Below are 14,079 nucleotides of genomic sequence, written 5' to 3'. Positions count from 1 at the left end.
ACCATGCACAGTCTGCGCCGAACACACCGCAACTGCCTCTGACGTGGACAATCGGCAGCATGGATACCTACCAGTTCAGCGTTAGTCGGAACGGGAGAAACCTAGAGGGGGTCGTGCCAGGCGAGATTCTTGGAGAAGCTGTCGCGCTCGCGCTGCGGAACGTATACCCAGATGTGCCGCCTCAACAGGAGCAGCGGTGGCGCGGCCAGGTAGCAGCGTTCATGGCCGATGATGCGGTCGCACCGAACTATCCGGTGATGACCCTTCAAGCAGACGGTACAGTCCTGGCGTCTGCGACGCTGTGTCGACTCTCCGGCACTGTGCCCCCGATAGAGCTACCACCCGAACTCACCCGACCCCGTGTGCAACGCCCTGCCCAGTGGGAAGGCGCACTGTACCGCCAGATGTACCGGTACGTGCGCGGGAAGATCGAGGCCGGCGTCTACGCGGTCGGCGACGAACTTCCCAAGCCGGAACAGCTTGAATGGCATTTCGGAACGACCTCGAATCACGGTCGCCACGCGTACGCCCAACTGATCACCGAGGGCCTGGTAGAAAACCGCGATAGCCGGTACATCGTCGCGGCAATGACACCCCCACCGGCGACGACAACGGCAGCGGCAGTGGATCGACTCGACGCGCTCGAAGCGTCAGTCAACGAGACCCTGGTAGCGCTGCGCACCCTGCGCGGCGAGCTCGCCGGCGCTCAAACACCCCACTGCGGACAGTGGTGGCGGGTGCGCTCTCTGGCATTGGGAGCCGACCCCATCGAAACATCGCACGCGGTGTGCATCCGCGATGACGAAACCAAGGAACTCCAGTGGCTTGCCTGCATCAGCAACACGTGGGTCAGAAAACCGCTGAGCTACTTCGAACCCCTGCGCCGTCTCACCTACATCTCGGACTGGACGGGTGACGAGGACGAACCCAGCAGCACACCACCGGACCCGCGTCCCCAGCCCGCGGGCGAAGCCACCACAGCAACGGCCGGCGCTGCCTACTACGCAACCGGCGAGCAGCACGACGCCAACGCCAACTATGAGCTGTACGGCCCCGAACAGTGGACCGAAGGGTTCTTCACGGACTGACCCTGTGCCCCCGCTGATTGTGTACACGGTGTGTTACACAATCAGCGCTTTGGGGCTCAGCGGGATTCGGCCAGTTTCTTCACCCGTGGATCGACCGGCCGACCAGTCTTTTCGCTGGCAGCTACAGCGACCTTTGCCGCAGCCCTGCGCACAGCGAGGCTACGCACCACCGGCTGGCGGCGGTCCGACTTCTTCGGTGTCGGTGTCGTCATTGCCCTCCTCGCCCAACGCCACGTGCTCGCTGATCACCTGCATGATGTCCGAGTCATCTTTGGTAGCCAGTGTAGATCTGACCAGCGTATAGAGCACCTTCCAGCCCAGTTCGGCTTGAACGTTGTCGGTGCTGAATGTGCGCTCGAACGCCCACGTGGTACGCCGCCACCACTCACTGCGCCGATCGGCGCGGTTCTTCTGCTGCCACGTGATGATAACGCCGATAGTGGCCAGACCACCGATGATCAGCGTCACCCACGCTTGTGCCGGCACCCGCTCACTATCGCAGATCGGCGTCTCTCTCAGATGACCGTGATGTCGGTGATGACCTCGACCTCGTAGCGTCGCTCGGCGTCGCCGGCCCAGTCGGTCTGCGCGGTGATCGCCGGCCCCAGCATCTCCCCGACTGATTCGAGGTCGTAGGCCGCGTGGGCGGCGCGAATCTCGTCGGCCACGTCGGGGTCGCTGATCGTGATGCTGACCGTCATCGCCCGCGGGTACGGCTCGCCATCGGCCCACAGAATGCCCTCCACATCGGCCGACACCCGCACACCGTCCCCGACCAGGCTGCCGCCGGCATCGCGCCACTGCGGCACCGCTCGCGGATTGGCCCCCACCTGTCGGGCGAACTGGTCAATGCCGCCGGCGGTGTCAATGCGGGACTGCCGGTCGATCCGGGTCTGATCGGCACCGCGCGGTGTGCGGTCCTGCTGCGCATTACGCCGAATGGTGGCCTCGGCCGGGCGGTGGCCGGTCTGGCGTTCGATCCGGCGCGCCATCTCTCCAGCAGCGCGCCGCGCGGCCTCAGCCTCCATTGCCCGCTGCGCGCCGCGGCGGCCCTGCTCGGCTTGCTCCCGTACGTGCTCCCAACGTCGCCCCCGCAGCTCGTTCAGCTTGCGGCCCACCAACGCCTTAAACGCCGCGCCGAACCCGCGTGAGCGCACCGGCGGGGACGCCGCTGGCGCACCACCCGCGGCCGGCCGTGTGGGCGGTGGCGCGGCCTCGCGCGGTTCGGGCATCCCCCAGCGCTCCATCAGTTCTCCCCGGTCCTGACCTTTTTCACCCGATAGCTGCCGTTCTTGTACAGCCCTGTCTTAGGGTTCGGCGGCTCATTGAGAACCACGTACGGGTCCATGTCCGCCGGCACCCGGTACACGAACGTGTCGATGTCGCGGGCCGCGATCGGATGCAGACCGTGGGTGGCCGCGATCGTGGCGGCGTACCGCATGGCCCGCCAGCGGGTGTCCGCGTGGATCGTGGCCACCCACGCCGGTTGCTGATAGTGCCGCTGCCCCGGCGGGTGCTGGCTGCCCGCCATCCGCCCCAGAAACGACTTGTAGACATTTTTGAGCAGGTCGGTCTGAAACTGGTCGTCGACAGCCTGCGCCGCGGCCAGCGCCTTGCGCAGCAGTTCCGTCCAGCCCCGCAGCATGGTGTCCTGCTGCGGCCACACCCACGCCCCGTCGATCGCCAGCTCTGCGATCGAGAGCCCCGCGCCGCCATCATCAACCGGCGCCAACAAGTGCTGTACGGCTCGTGTCGTCGCCCAGAATGTCGCCGCCGACTCCCATGCCATGTGTTCGTGCGGCAGCGGTAGACGGCGACTCAGGCCGTCCAGCGACCCCCCCGGCGGCGTGGTCACCCGCCACAGCCCGAATGGTGGGGTTTTCTGGGCGAACGTCTCCGGGTCTGGCTTCAACTCACGGGGTACGCCGTAACCCAAGTGGACGTGACCCGTGCTGGCCAGGAACGCCGCCCGTTGATCGACCTCGACATCGACATCGGTCCCCTTGGCGGTATGCGGCTTGTTTTTCCAGTTCTCCAGGTCGGGGTCCAGGCGCGGGGTCTCCGCCGTCACCGTGGCCGGTATCGGGCACGCCTCGATGCGCTGCGATGACCGCTTCCGCCGGCGTGCCACGTCCAGCAGCTCCGCCCCGATCGACGCCGGCCGAGCCGCCGGCAGCAACGGCGGCTCACTCTTGTGCGCATCGGCCTCGACCGGCATCCCCGCCAGCCACGCGATACGCGCGCCGAGCACCGCCACCGCGGCGTCCTCGTCGTCGGGCAGCTCCGAGGCCGCGCCGCGGGTGCCGGCCATGCCCTCGTCGTTGGGCCGCTGCGAGGCCGGGTCCAGCCAGCGGAACGGCAGCAGCACCAGAGACACCCGACGCGCTTCCCCACCTCCGGCAGGGTCGCGGAACGTCGCGGTAAACCACCCGGCCGTCGCACTGGTGACCTCGCAACCGAACGCCTTGGCCACCGCATCGGACAAATCCGCCGAGGTCACCGGTGGCCGCTTCGGCGGGCTCATCCCCGCCGCCGCCAACGCCGGTGCGGTGATCCACAACTGCGGTGTCAGCGCCGGCTTATGCGGCCAGTGCTTCCACACGTACCCGCCCAGCCACCGCGCATCCAACGGTTTGTGCGCCGACACCACCCCGGACGGCGTGACCGCGCCCCGGCTGGTCAGGATGCGCACGAACCTGTCGGCGCGGTCACCGACACCGGTCCAGCGCCGCGCACCGATCCGCCACGCCCCGTCATCGTTGTCAGTACCGGTCGGGTCATCCTCACCGGCGGAGTCCACCTGACCGGCAGGCTCGCTGGCAGTGCTGCTGGCGAGCTCGTCGTGTTGATCGTGTTCGTCTTGCCATGCTTGCACCGTCGCCGGCAGCCAGCCGCGGACAAACCCGCCGCTGTCGCGGTCGGTGTCACCGATCACCACATCGGGCTCCGGGAACCCGGACGGGATCGCCGCACGGCGAATCCGGGCGAACACCTGCTGACGCGACAACGCCGCCACCGGCGTCGGCACCACCGTTGACACCGGTTCGCCGCGGTCGGACACCAGCCACGCCAGATAGGCGTCAAGATCCTCATCGCCGGCGGGCACCCGGAACGTCCGGCCGCCGGTGGTGATCAGGTGCTCATCCATCCCGCCACCTGCCCTTTCTGTGTACACAGAAGCACGATTAACAAGATTCTCGCATACCCGTGTTTGCGTGTGCACGACAACACGCAAATAATGTTACCCGTGTATGTGCGTACGTTTGTGGTTACACTGGCGCAATGACACGTAAGCGTGTGTACAGCTTTGTGAACCAAAAGGGCGGGGTCGGCAAGACCACGCTGGCGGTCAACGTCGCCGCCGAGAAAGCCCGTCGCGGTCGGCGCGTGCTGCTGCTCGACGCCGACCCGCAAGGCTCCGCGCTGGACTGGCAAGCCCAGCGCGGCCGGCAGGAACACCCGCCGCTGGTCTCGGTGGTGGGCTTCCCGCGCGACACCATCCACCGCGAAATCGACCAGCTCGGGGAGGGCTACGACGACATCATCATCGACGCGCCCGGCCGCATCGAGGCCGTCGCCCGCGCGGTGATCATGGCATCCGATGTCGTCGTCATCCCCGTACAGCCCAGCCCGTACGACGTGTGGGCCAGCGCCGACGTGCTCGCCCTTCTGGAGCAATCCCAGGTCTACAAACCCGAACTGGAATCGGCGTGGGTAATCAACCGCAAAATCGTCGGAACCTCGATCGGCCGCGACATCCGTGCCCAACTGTCCGACTACGGGCCGCGGCTGCTGGGAGCCACCGTCGCCCAGCGCGTCATCTACTCCGAAGCCGCGGCCCGCGGCCTGGCCGTGTACGAAACCGACCCCGGCGGGGTCGCTGACGACGAAATCCGCGATGTCACGAACGAACTGGAGGCAATCAATGGCTGAGAAGCGACCCAACCTCACCCAACGGCCCAGTGCCACCGACGCCGACAAGTGGGTCCACGCCGGTGATCCCACGCCCGCGCCGGCCACTACCACGGCGACCGCCACCAGCCCGACACCGCCACCACCGCGCGAACCTACCCGCCGGCTCACCCTCGACATCCCCGAACGCCTCCACCGCGCAATGAAGATCCGCGCCGCCACCACCGGCGTGACGATGCTCGACGAAGTACGCGCACTCCTCGAGGCGCACTACGGCGACAGTGCCCAGGATGGGTGAGCAGCACCCGCGCTGGCCGCACACCGGCGCAACCTACCCCGACTGGACGTGGCAGGTGTCGGACAAGCTGCACCAGACCATCGCCGCGGGCCTGCGTGAAGCGCAGGACACCAAGCAGTGGGCCGATCAGCACGGCAACACCCAGACAGCCCAAACCTGCGCGATCCGCATCGAAATCTACGAACAGGTCGCGGCCGAGCTGGACCAACGCGACCAGGCCGCGCGTGAGCGCTACGAGATTGACCAGCGCCAGTGGTGGCAGCGACGGCGCTACACCGGTACGCGCAACGGGCTGTGGGCTGATGTGCTGCGCTGGGCACGCACCGGCGAGCTGCCCGCCGACTGGCGCGACCACCTGCCCGGCTACCACGCCCGTGTCGCCGCCATCGCCGGCGAACAAGTACACGACGACATCGACGGCCTGGTCCTGCACGAGTTCGTCACCCTGCCGACGCAGCCGTGGGAACCCTACGCCGCCGGCGGGGACTGGCGCGCTGCGCTGGACGCCTGGTACCGCGACGCCCTCACCGCGCACGACCGCCAGCACCAGGACGCCGCCGAGATCGCGGCCAGTGAGCCGCCACGGTTCGCTACACCACTGGACAACGACCACGCCGCCCAGCTCGCGTGCCGCAACGCTGACAGTCAAGCGATCAAGGCCATCAACTACGCCCGTAAACGCGACCGCCTCGAAGCCTGGTACCGCGCCGGCCGCGCCGCCGGCGGCGACAACGAGGACTGGGCAGGCTGGTACCGCGACCGCATCGGCACCTGGGACCGCCGCCAAGACACCATCTACGGTGTCCCGCTGATCCGAGCCGAACGTGAACTTGCCGGGCTGGAAGACCCGTGGCAGATGTCGGAACCCGCCGCCGCTGGCGGCTGGACGCACATTGCGATGCAAACCCTGCCCGACTACTGGCTGCCCGACTACTGGCTGCATCGCGCCCCCACCACCTGATCCGGCGCGTCCCAACACACGTCGCACACATGCGCCCGATGCGCCGGCAGAAACCGCCGCCGCGGCGCACCAGCGCCGCCACAGGTGGCGCACGACGCGGCCTCTGGCGCACTGTGCGGCCCGTGTGGCGCACTTTGGCGCACAGGTTCGACGGCTGTCCGAGGGGGCTGTGATCGGCGTTGCCGCTGCTCGGTGAACAGCGCACGGGCGTAGGCCCGCCCTGCCGCGGTCTGGACGGGCTCTGGTGTGGTGGGCTGTACCGGCGACGCCACAGGTGACGTTGACGGCTCACCAGGTGGCCTACGGTGCTGCTCCAGGCCGGCGGCTGTGCCGCCGTCAACCGGGTCGGTGCGGTCTGGACGTGCGGGCAGGCGGCGCAGCCGCGACGCCAGGAACGCGCCCGGTCGTTCGATGCGATCCGGCCACGACCACCCGCGGGTTTTCATGTCGGCGGTCAGCGCTGCCGCCAGCGCGTGCGGGGTCCAGGCCGTAGCGTCGATGCCGGCCCGCGTGATCGCGTCGCAAATGGCTCCGAGATGGCCACGGTCCAAGCCGACGACCAACGCGGTTCGCCGCCCCTCATTGTCCGCGCCGTGACCAACCGCCGGCGTGACCAGCCCAGCGGCGAGCCGTTGCACCGCCAGTGGGCGCGGCGTGGCGCGGCAGCGCCGCCGCGCCCGTGGTTGGGCTTGGTCTGTGGTTGAAATTTCCCCGCGCGTGCGCTCGCGCACGCTTGGTGAGTTATTCCCTACGGGAAGTAAAAGACAACTACCCGCCTTCGGCGGTAGCGGGACATTTTCCCCAGAATCGGCAGCCGCCGGGGCGGTCGGCCGGCGGCTCATCAGGTGCCAGATCGACGGTCGATTGCCGGCCGTGTGCCCCGAGCTGGAGCCGTGCCCACGCGCCGCCTCCACCGCCAATCCGGCCGCGCGGATCACCTTCCACGCCCGGCTGACTGTCTTGGCCGCACAGCCCATTTTCGCCGCAATCCGATCTCTGGTGACCGCCGCATTGCGGCCCGTCGCATGATCGGCGAAACCCGCCCACACCACCGCGACCGCCAACACTGTGGCTGACGCGATCGACACCCCCTCCGATGCACACAGCGGCGCGAAATCGGGTGACTCTGTCACCCCCCGAACATCGTCAACCCACGCGTCGCGCGACACCCACATAGGCGTCGCCAGGTCGGCTTCGCCCTGCCGTTCGATCCACGCCCGGCGGGCCTCCGTGGCGCGGACTTTGCGCAGCCGATCCGACGTTGCACCGCCGCACGATGAGCCCGAAACCGGGACCGCCGCGGCAACGTCAGCACGTCCCAACCGGGACGGTGAACCAGACACGCGCCGACGCACAGAAACACGCCGGTCTGTGCATGTGGAAGCACGGAAATCAGTAAATGTGTGGTCACGGTTTTGCGCGTCATCGTGAATCTGGTACGGCAATGCGCTACCGTGAGACGAGTCGAGCAAGACACGTCCCTTCGGGGGCTAACGGGCACGGAGACGCCTAGAGCCGAGTTCGCAGCTCGGTTCTGAAGCAGCCTCTAGAGAGACGCAGTTTGATAGCGAGTCAAAGACGTGGTGGCCCCGCCCTGGCGGGGCTCTCGTCGTTTAGAGGGCTCCGTGGCCAACCAACTATTGAGATGTGCGTCTGCCCGGCTCTCGCCGGGCGCGGTCTCAAATCGCCAGCGGCAACTCCTCACGCTCGGCACGGTTCAGCTCGCGGACAAGATCGGGACGGCCAACCGCCAGCGCCACGTTGTCGGCTATCCACTGAGATGCGGACATGCCGGCAGCATGCGCACGTGCGGACACTTCGGCGTAGACCTCTTCGGAGATGCGCGACTGAACTAGGCGACGCGGACCCTTGTGTGGTTGAGCCATAACCGACACCCTTGCGAACTATCAGATATCTAGTGCGCCGACACGCCGGTGCAGGTAGAAGGTTTTTCGCAGAAATTCGAGCCGACAACCCGCCGATAACGATTCAATAACGATGTGCGGTTACTGTCAGTTCGGGCATCGCCGAATCGCGGTGGCGAAAGCGGGTCGGGTAGTCGTGTTTCCGTGCGTGTGGGCACACAGAAACACTGGCACCTGCAAATTTGCTCGTAAACCTTGACAAGGGTGTTACGCTCGGCTTCGAAGCGACGGAGGAGTCTGAGGAAAGCCGAGCGGGTCCACCCTCTAGGTTCACTGATAAGTTGCTCGACAACCTCACCGACAACCTCACCGATCCGCCCGCCGGGGTGTGAAGCTCATTCCGGGGGAGTTCTCCCGCCAAAACCGCGCTGAACCCGGTTCCATGTGTCGCCTATCTCGGGGAGGATTAGCCGCATGAGCAGCACCGACAACACGCTCAACATCAACACCGAGAACATCGCAACTGCCACCGGGACCGCCACCGCGGCGCAGGCATCCAGCGCGCCGGCGCTGATCACGCCGCCAACGCCGGGCGGGCCATCCCTGCTGGACGCTGCCGCCAGCGGTACGACTACCGCCATTGAAACGATGATCAAGACCAGCGCCGGCCGCGACGCCATTGCGGTGACAAAACAGGCGACAGCGCTCACCGAGTCACCGCCAGTGATCGTGCAGCAGGACCACCAGGCCGCTGACGAGATCACCGCGGCCGGGGCCACCATTCCCGAGTTCCCGATGCCAGTCGCCACGTCGGCAACTGACGGGCAGGTGAGGACGGTCTGATGTCAGAACCCGCCGCGCCGCCGGCCTACCCCAACTGGCCACCACCGCCGTACCCGCCACCGACAGCAGCAGAGGCAGCTCCCCGCCGCCGCTGGCCGGCGTTCGCTGGCGGCGCGGCGATCGGTGCCGTCCTCGCCGCAGCGATCACCGCCGTGATCACCACCCAAACCGGCGACACCACCGCAACGCCGGCAACGATCACCGCAACCGCCACACCGCCCGCCCCCACAACACCAGCACCACTACCCGCAGCAGAAGCCAACCGACACACCTGTGATGCGTGGGTGTCGGCTGGTGATCGGATTCATGACGCAACAGCGGCGCTTTCCGTGATTCCGCAAGGGACGACGGTTCTCGACCCTGCGGTGCGCGGAAACCCGGAGTGGTCGGCGGCAGTGCAGCGAGCAGCCGATCAGTACAAGCAAGCCGGCGACAAACTGTCGGGCGGAATCGCACCCGGAACGACAACAATCCTCAACCAAGCAGCTACTACGGCAGCCGGTGCACTGCGCACACTTTCGTCGGGATACGGCGCGTTCGATCCGGCTAGCGGGAACACCTATTTCGTCATGCGTGAGTCGGCCGACACGATGGACGCGCTGTGCAATCGGTTGGCTCCGCGATGACCTACATTGAGTACCCGCCGTCGGAGTATGCGGGCTTGATTCTGGGTGATCATTGGCCGAAGCAATCGGAGTATGAGTGGCAAGCATTCGCCGGTGAATTGCGGGCAGATTTCGGGCGACTAATTCTGCAGGAAGAAAGCCAGCAGAGCATCCAACAAAACTTGGAAAACCAGACCTCGGTGGGATTGATCCCGGCGCTTAAGAAACTGGTCGCACACCGCAATATGACGCTCGCTGACCGTCTCTCCGCCTTGCAGACCGCAACACCTGCCGCCGAGGCGGTTAGCGCGGCAATCATCTCGCTCAAATCCGATCTGTACTGGATCGTCATGACCGCCGATCAACAGATCAAAGACGCCGAAGCACGCCACGCGGGATTGGGCAAGGCCGCGGCTCTCGCGGGTGAGATCGCGACCATCATCGGTAACGCCCAGGCCGACGCTGCGACGGCGGATACCGACCGCGCGGCCGAGGTCGCCGCGCAGACCACAAAAGTCTTGTCGTGGAAGCCCAACGAGTCCATCAGCGAGGGCGGATCAGGCGCGGCAACACCGCTCTCCACCGGAACGGGTTCGTCGGGTATACCTGCCCCTCTATCGCCGAACAACGGTGTGGAAGCGGTTGACTACAACACCTTTAAGGATTCGCCGCCGTCAGCCGATGCAGCACCGCAGCGGGAGGCTGTAAATAGCAACCAGCAGCAGACTCTTACGAAGCAAGAGCAACAGGCTGCATGGAATCCAGACAAGGTGAAAGACGCTGCGACGACGCCTAGCCCGGATAAGTCGCCGGTGTCTCCGTCGCACTCGTCGCCGCCGTCGTCGGCTCCGTCGTCGGGTGGTTCGCCGGCGTCGTCGGGCGGTAGTCCGTCGTCGGTGATTGGGCAGATGATGCGTCCGCCGATGTCGTCGTCTCCGGCGTCCTCGTCGCCTGCCTCGTCGTCGGGTAGCGGGGTGTCCTCGTCGGGTGGTCCTGCGTCGGCCACGTCGGCTGCTGCGCACACGGGCACGCCGGGCTCACCGGCGGGTGCCGGGGCTCCTGGGGGTAGTGGTGCCGCGCCGGGTGTGCGTGCGGCGGGCCTGGCAAGTGCCGGTTCGGGTATCGCGGAGTCCGCGGCGCGGATGGGCACGGGCGCGGTCAATGCGACCGCGAATGCACTCGGAACTGCGGGCAATGTTGGCTCTCAGGTGGCGCAGGGCGCGGCGGCTTCTGCCTCACATGCTGCAACACCGGCCGCTGCTGCTGCGCCGCCACCGGCGTCGTCCGCCCCTGTTTCGGGTGCCCCAGTAGGTGGTGCGCCGATGGCGATGGTGCCGCCGGCTTCCCCGCCGGCCGGCGGTGTCGTGTCGCCTGTTGGTGGCGGGCCGAATGTGGGTCCGGGTGTGCCGGGAACACCATCGCAGGGTGCACCTGGTCTCGGTGGGCCGATCGGCCTTGCCGGTGCGTCGTCGTCCAACTCTGGGGCGGGTGGTCCGGTGCCGGTGGCGATGCCGATGCAGCAGATGCGGACGTTTAGCGCCACTCCCGATGCCACTGGTGAGGTGTTGATCGGCCAGGCCGCCGATGCGGCCCGCTCGATTGTGGAGTCGATGATCGCCCAGACCCGCAAGATGGGTTACGCCGGCAGCGGCTTTTCGTGGGCAGTGTCGATGCTCTATGAGCGCACGGGCGCGGTGACAGCATGGCTGGCCTCCAGCGAAGGGCCGTCGTACATCCCGTTAGGTGTGCGGGTGCCCGATGATGTCCGCCTGGCGGTGACCGATGCCGTGGTGGGACGGCAGTTGTGGGAGGAGTCGGCCGCGGCTGGCGGTGCCGATCCGCTCAAGCTGCTGGCCCAGCACGCAGAGCTGCACGACGCCGCCACACCCGGATCACGGGTGCTGGTCTTGGCGTCGTCACTACCGAAGGACAGGGTGTCGGACTGGGCGGCCAATCTCGGCGCACGGCCGGTCAGCGTGGACAGCCGTACGATCGACGCCGCGTCAGCCAACGGCGCGGGTCAGCATCGGTGTGCGGTGGCTATGCCCTGGGAGTGGCAGCAGGCCAACAGATTCACCGAGCAGCAGCGGTGGCAGGTGGCTGCTCAGCACGCAACGTTGGCGGCGACCGCCGGCCACCTGACCGAGCCGCGCTGCACCCGCGTCATAGACCTGTTCGAGCGCCAGAAGCCGATCAGCGACTCCGACTGGGCCGACGTGCGGGAAGCGTGCGCGAAAACGTATGTGGACTACTTCATGGCCCAGTCGAGAATCAGCGCGGTTGGTGGTGGCGATCCCACACCACTGGAGTGGGCATTCCGCACCGCGCGGGCCGCTGAGGTGGTGGCCTGCCTTCGGGATCACGCGACCACCGAGGGCTGCGCTGACCTGCTGTACGCGACGCGGTTGGCGGGTGCTCCGCTCAACCCGGCCGCTGCCGTGACATAAAAGGACGGTGGATCAACCGACACGTCCGCAGGCCAAGCCCGCGGGCAAGGGCGGTAAGAAGCGTCGGGCACCGGCTGAGTCGGAGTTTCGGCGCTACGTGGCGCTGCTCGACTTCGACGGCCTGCTGTGCGATATGGGACCGTTCGCGTACGAGCTGGAGCGCAAGACCCCGGACCGATGGCGCCGGTTCCTCTGGCACACCCCGCAGGCTGCGCCGGTGCCGGCCGGTCTGCAGCTGGCGAACACGCTGTATCGGCTGGGATGGCGGTATGCGATCTCCACGACCAGGCCGCCGTGGAACGGCGGCATGGTGGCCCGGTGGGTGCGGCGGTATCTGCCGGGCCGTGCGGAATGGATTTACGTCAGCGGTGGTGAGGGGCGAAACCCTGCCGAGCACAAGCGCGATCACTACATCGAGGCGATGGTGGCCCGTGCCCCGGTGTGCGGCCTGTTCGTGGACGACGACGCGGCCGTGGTCGATGAGCTGATCGAGTTCGACGTGCCAGCCATGCACCTTGACGACCTGGCGGGGCTGCCCGACGCCGATCTGACTGAGCTGCTGCGCTACAGCGTGAAGAACGCTGACGCCCGCCGCGCCGAGCTGCGCGCCGCGGCCCGCGCGGCAGGCACCCGCGCCAGCCGCGACGAGCTGTTAGGGGCTCCGCGCCGGTACCGGCGAGCCGATCAGACGATCGACCAACCCGGCGATTGATACCCGGTGATACCCGGCCCGTCGCCGGCGGCGTCGTGGCTCCCGAACTGGGCGATCTTGGCGTCCATCGAGGCCTGCTTGCGGGCCAGGGGGCAACTACGCCGACCGCAACGGGGTGGTTCCTTTCGCTGGTACAGCTGGTACAGGGTGTATCGCTTGCTTAGGACACGGTCAACAGAAAGCCGTGGTCAGGCGGCGGCGCGGTGTCGGTGCGGTGAGGCGTAGTGCTCGGCGAGTTTGCGGATTGCTCGGCGGCTGCGCTGCTGGATGGTCTCGGTGGTGGCGGCCAGGGCGCGCGCGGTCGCGCGGGGGTCGAACGTGCCGGTGCGCAGGTAGAGGGCGTGCAAGGTCTGGTATTCGAGCGCGGTGATGATCTGGTGTGCGCGGGCATCAGCGAGCAAGTGCAGTGCGGTGTGCCGGTGCTGGTCGGGCTCGGGGATGGGCTGGTCGAACACCGGGGCGTGAGGATCGACCGGAACGGCGGCGTCCGGACCGCTGTGGCGGAGCTGGAGCCGTTTGGACAGCTGGGCGGCTATGACTGCCTCGGTGAGGGTGTCGGGCTCGGCAGCGGCCCGCAGAAGCGCGAACGTCAGGGCAAGCGCGTCCTCAGTGCGCTCGTCAATGTCGCCGCCGGCGCGCTGTGCGATCGCGCGCAGCAGATCGCGCATGAACACCGCCGCGAGCAGCAGCGCGTACCGGTCGCCGGCTTGGGCGTGACGGGCGAGCGCTGGCAGGACATGTGACGCGTCTCTGAGATGAGAGCGCACACCTGTCGGGGCGACTGGCGGCGTGGCGTGGATCGACCGAGCGAGCTGGACAGAAGGAGTCCGGTTGACACGGTGATTGCTGCTGGTCAAAAGGATATGAGCTTGCGCGGTGAGCGCGTCCAAGACATCCATTTCGGCGGACCTCCAGCCAGTCAGTTTGTTAGTTATAACCTAACAAATTAATTAGGTATAACCTAACGCTACTGTTTGGGGTTCGGCAAGTAGGGTGGGGAGCTGTGTTCGATGAACTGACGGGTGACGAGCTGACCGCGGCATCGGCCGCTGCCGCGGCGGCAGGACTGGAGGCGGCACGATTGGCCGCAGCGGCGCGGCTCGCAAAAGGGCCGGCGTCGGGCGTCGGGAGACCTCCGGCGCTGGTCAAACTACTGATGGCGCGTGACGAAGCCGGTGAACACTGGGAGCTGCTGGCCCCGTTCGAGAAGCGGTGGGCGCTGCTGGTGGTCCGCATCGTCGCGCCAGTGATGGACCCGGTGGTGGCGGTGGCTGATGCGCGTCGTCGTGGTGCGTCGTGGGAGGCGGTTGCTGGGGCGTTGGGGGTGAAGAGGCCGACAGCGTTTCAG

Annotated in this window: 15 protein-coding genes; 10 read left to right on the top strand and 5 right to left on the bottom strand. The window is 67.2% G+C overall.

What is annotated here, in order from left to right:
- Positions 1-59 precede the first annotated feature (59 nt).
- Positions 60-1,088, top strand: a complete 1,029-nt coding sequence (locus tag BKG60_RS03975; protein WP_083650237.1) for a GntR family transcriptional regulator — start codon at positions 60-62, stop codon at positions 1,086-1,088.
- Positions 1,089-1,247: 159 nt separating this feature from the next.
- Here the strand turns inward: BKG60_RS03975 and BKG60_RS03970 are convergent, their stop codons facing one another.
- Genes BKG60_RS03970 through BKG60_RS03960 form a run of 3 tightly spaced genes read right to left on the bottom strand, consistent with a single transcriptional unit; the run spans position 1,248 to position 4,236 of the window.
- Complete coding sequence (locus BKG60_RS03970) at positions 1,248-1,556, bottom strand: hypothetical protein (protein WP_242671566.1); 309 nt, start codon at positions 1,554-1,556, stop codon at positions 1,248-1,250.
- 47 nt (positions 1,557-1,603) lie between these two features.
- A complete protein-coding gene (locus BKG60_RS03965; RefSeq protein ID WP_075909258.1) occupies positions 1,604-2,335 on the bottom strand; it encodes a hypothetical protein in 732 nt (243 codons plus the stop codon).
- Positions 2,335-4,236 carry a hypothetical protein gene (locus tag BKG60_RS03960; protein ID WP_075909257.1) on the bottom strand — a complete coding sequence of 634 codons (1,902 nt, stop codon included), beginning with the start codon at positions 4,234-4,236 and terminating at the stop codon, positions 2,335-2,337. Before BKG60_RS03960 ends, BKG60_RS03965 begins: the two co-directional genes overlap by 1 nt.
- 134 nt (positions 4,237-4,370) lie before the next feature.
- Here BKG60_RS03960 and parA point away from each other — a divergent pair, with 134 nt between their 5' ends.
- The 4 genes from parA to BKG60_RS31340 all read left to right on the top strand — a co-directional run bounded on the left by parA (position 4,371) and on the right by BKG60_RS31340 (position 6,963).
- Positions 4,371-5,021: a ParA family partition ATPase gene (parA, locus tag BKG60_RS03955; RefSeq protein WP_075909256.1), complete on the top strand. Its 651-nt coding sequence runs from the start codon at positions 4,371-4,373 to the stop codon at positions 5,019-5,021.
- Entirely contained in the window at positions 5,014-5,298 is a 285-nt protein-coding gene (locus tag BKG60_RS03950) for a FitA-like ribbon-helix-helix domain-containing protein (protein ID WP_075909255.1), read from the top strand. The genes parA and BKG60_RS03950 overlap by 8 nt, the downstream gene beginning before the upstream one ends.
- A complete protein-coding gene (locus tag BKG60_RS03945; protein WP_075909254.1) occupies positions 5,291-6,259 on the top strand; it encodes a hypothetical protein in 969 nt (322 codons plus the stop codon). The genes BKG60_RS03950 and BKG60_RS03945 overlap by 8 nt, the downstream gene beginning before the upstream one ends.
- Before the next feature lie 305 nt (positions 6,260-6,564).
- Complete coding sequence (locus tag BKG60_RS31340; protein ID WP_120764817.1) at positions 6,565-6,963, top strand: hypothetical protein; 399 nt, start codon at positions 6,565-6,567, stop codon at positions 6,961-6,963.
- A 975-nt stretch (positions 6,964-7,938) separates the two neighbouring features.
- Here BKG60_RS31340 and BKG60_RS03935 read toward each other — a convergent pair.
- Entirely contained in the window at positions 7,939-8,145 is a 207-nt protein-coding gene (locus BKG60_RS03935; RefSeq protein WP_075909252.1) for a toxin-antitoxin system, read from the bottom strand.
- A gap of 453 nt (positions 8,146-8,598) precedes the next feature.
- On the opposite strand from BKG60_RS03935, the gene BKG60_RS03930 reads away from it, so the two are divergent.
- The 4 genes from BKG60_RS03930 to BKG60_RS03915 are packed head-to-tail and all read left to right on the top strand — an operon-like array spanning position 8,599 to position 12,731.
- A complete protein-coding gene (locus BKG60_RS03930; RefSeq protein WP_075909251.1) occupies positions 8,599-8,967 on the top strand; it encodes a hypothetical protein in 369 nt (122 codons plus the stop codon).
- Positions 8,967-9,593, top strand: a complete 627-nt coding sequence (locus BKG60_RS31865; RefSeq protein ID WP_075909250.1) for a hypothetical protein — start codon at positions 8,967-8,969, stop codon at positions 9,591-9,593. The genes BKG60_RS03930 and BKG60_RS31865 overlap by 1 nt, the downstream gene beginning before the upstream one ends.
- Positions 9,590-12,019 (top strand): hypothetical protein, encoded by a 2,430-nt coding sequence (locus BKG60_RS31325; protein ID WP_075909249.1) that lies wholly within the window; start codon positions 9,590-9,592, stop codon positions 12,017-12,019. Before BKG60_RS31865 ends, BKG60_RS31325 begins: the two co-directional genes overlap by 4 nt.
- Before the next feature lie 7 nt (positions 12,020-12,026).
- A complete protein-coding gene (locus BKG60_RS03915) occupies positions 12,027-12,731 on the top strand; it encodes a hypothetical protein (RefSeq protein ID WP_075909248.1) in 705 nt (234 codons plus the stop codon).
- Positions 12,732-12,919: 188 nt separating this feature from the next.
- Here BKG60_RS03915 and BKG60_RS03910 read toward each other — a convergent pair whose 3' ends face one another.
- On the bottom strand, positions 12,920-13,498 hold the full coding sequence (locus tag BKG60_RS03910; protein WP_083650231.1) for a hypothetical protein: 579 nt from the start codon (positions 13,496-13,498) through the stop codon (positions 12,920-12,922).
- A gap of 236 nt (positions 13,499-13,734) precedes the next feature.
- On the opposite strand from BKG60_RS03910, the gene BKG60_RS03905 reads away from it, so the two are divergent.
- On the top strand, positions 13,735-14,079 hold a 345-nt coding region (locus tag BKG60_RS03905; protein WP_120764815.1), incomplete at its 3' end, for a hypothetical protein.

It is taken from the genome of Mycobacterium syngnathidarum (assembly GCF_001942625.1).
Lineage (GTDB): Bacteria > Actinomycetota > Actinomycetes > Mycobacteriales > Mycobacteriaceae > Mycobacterium > Mycobacterium syngnathidarum.
The sequence above is the reverse complement of the archived record's forward strand: the minus strand, read 5'-3'. Positions and strand labels throughout refer to the sequence as shown.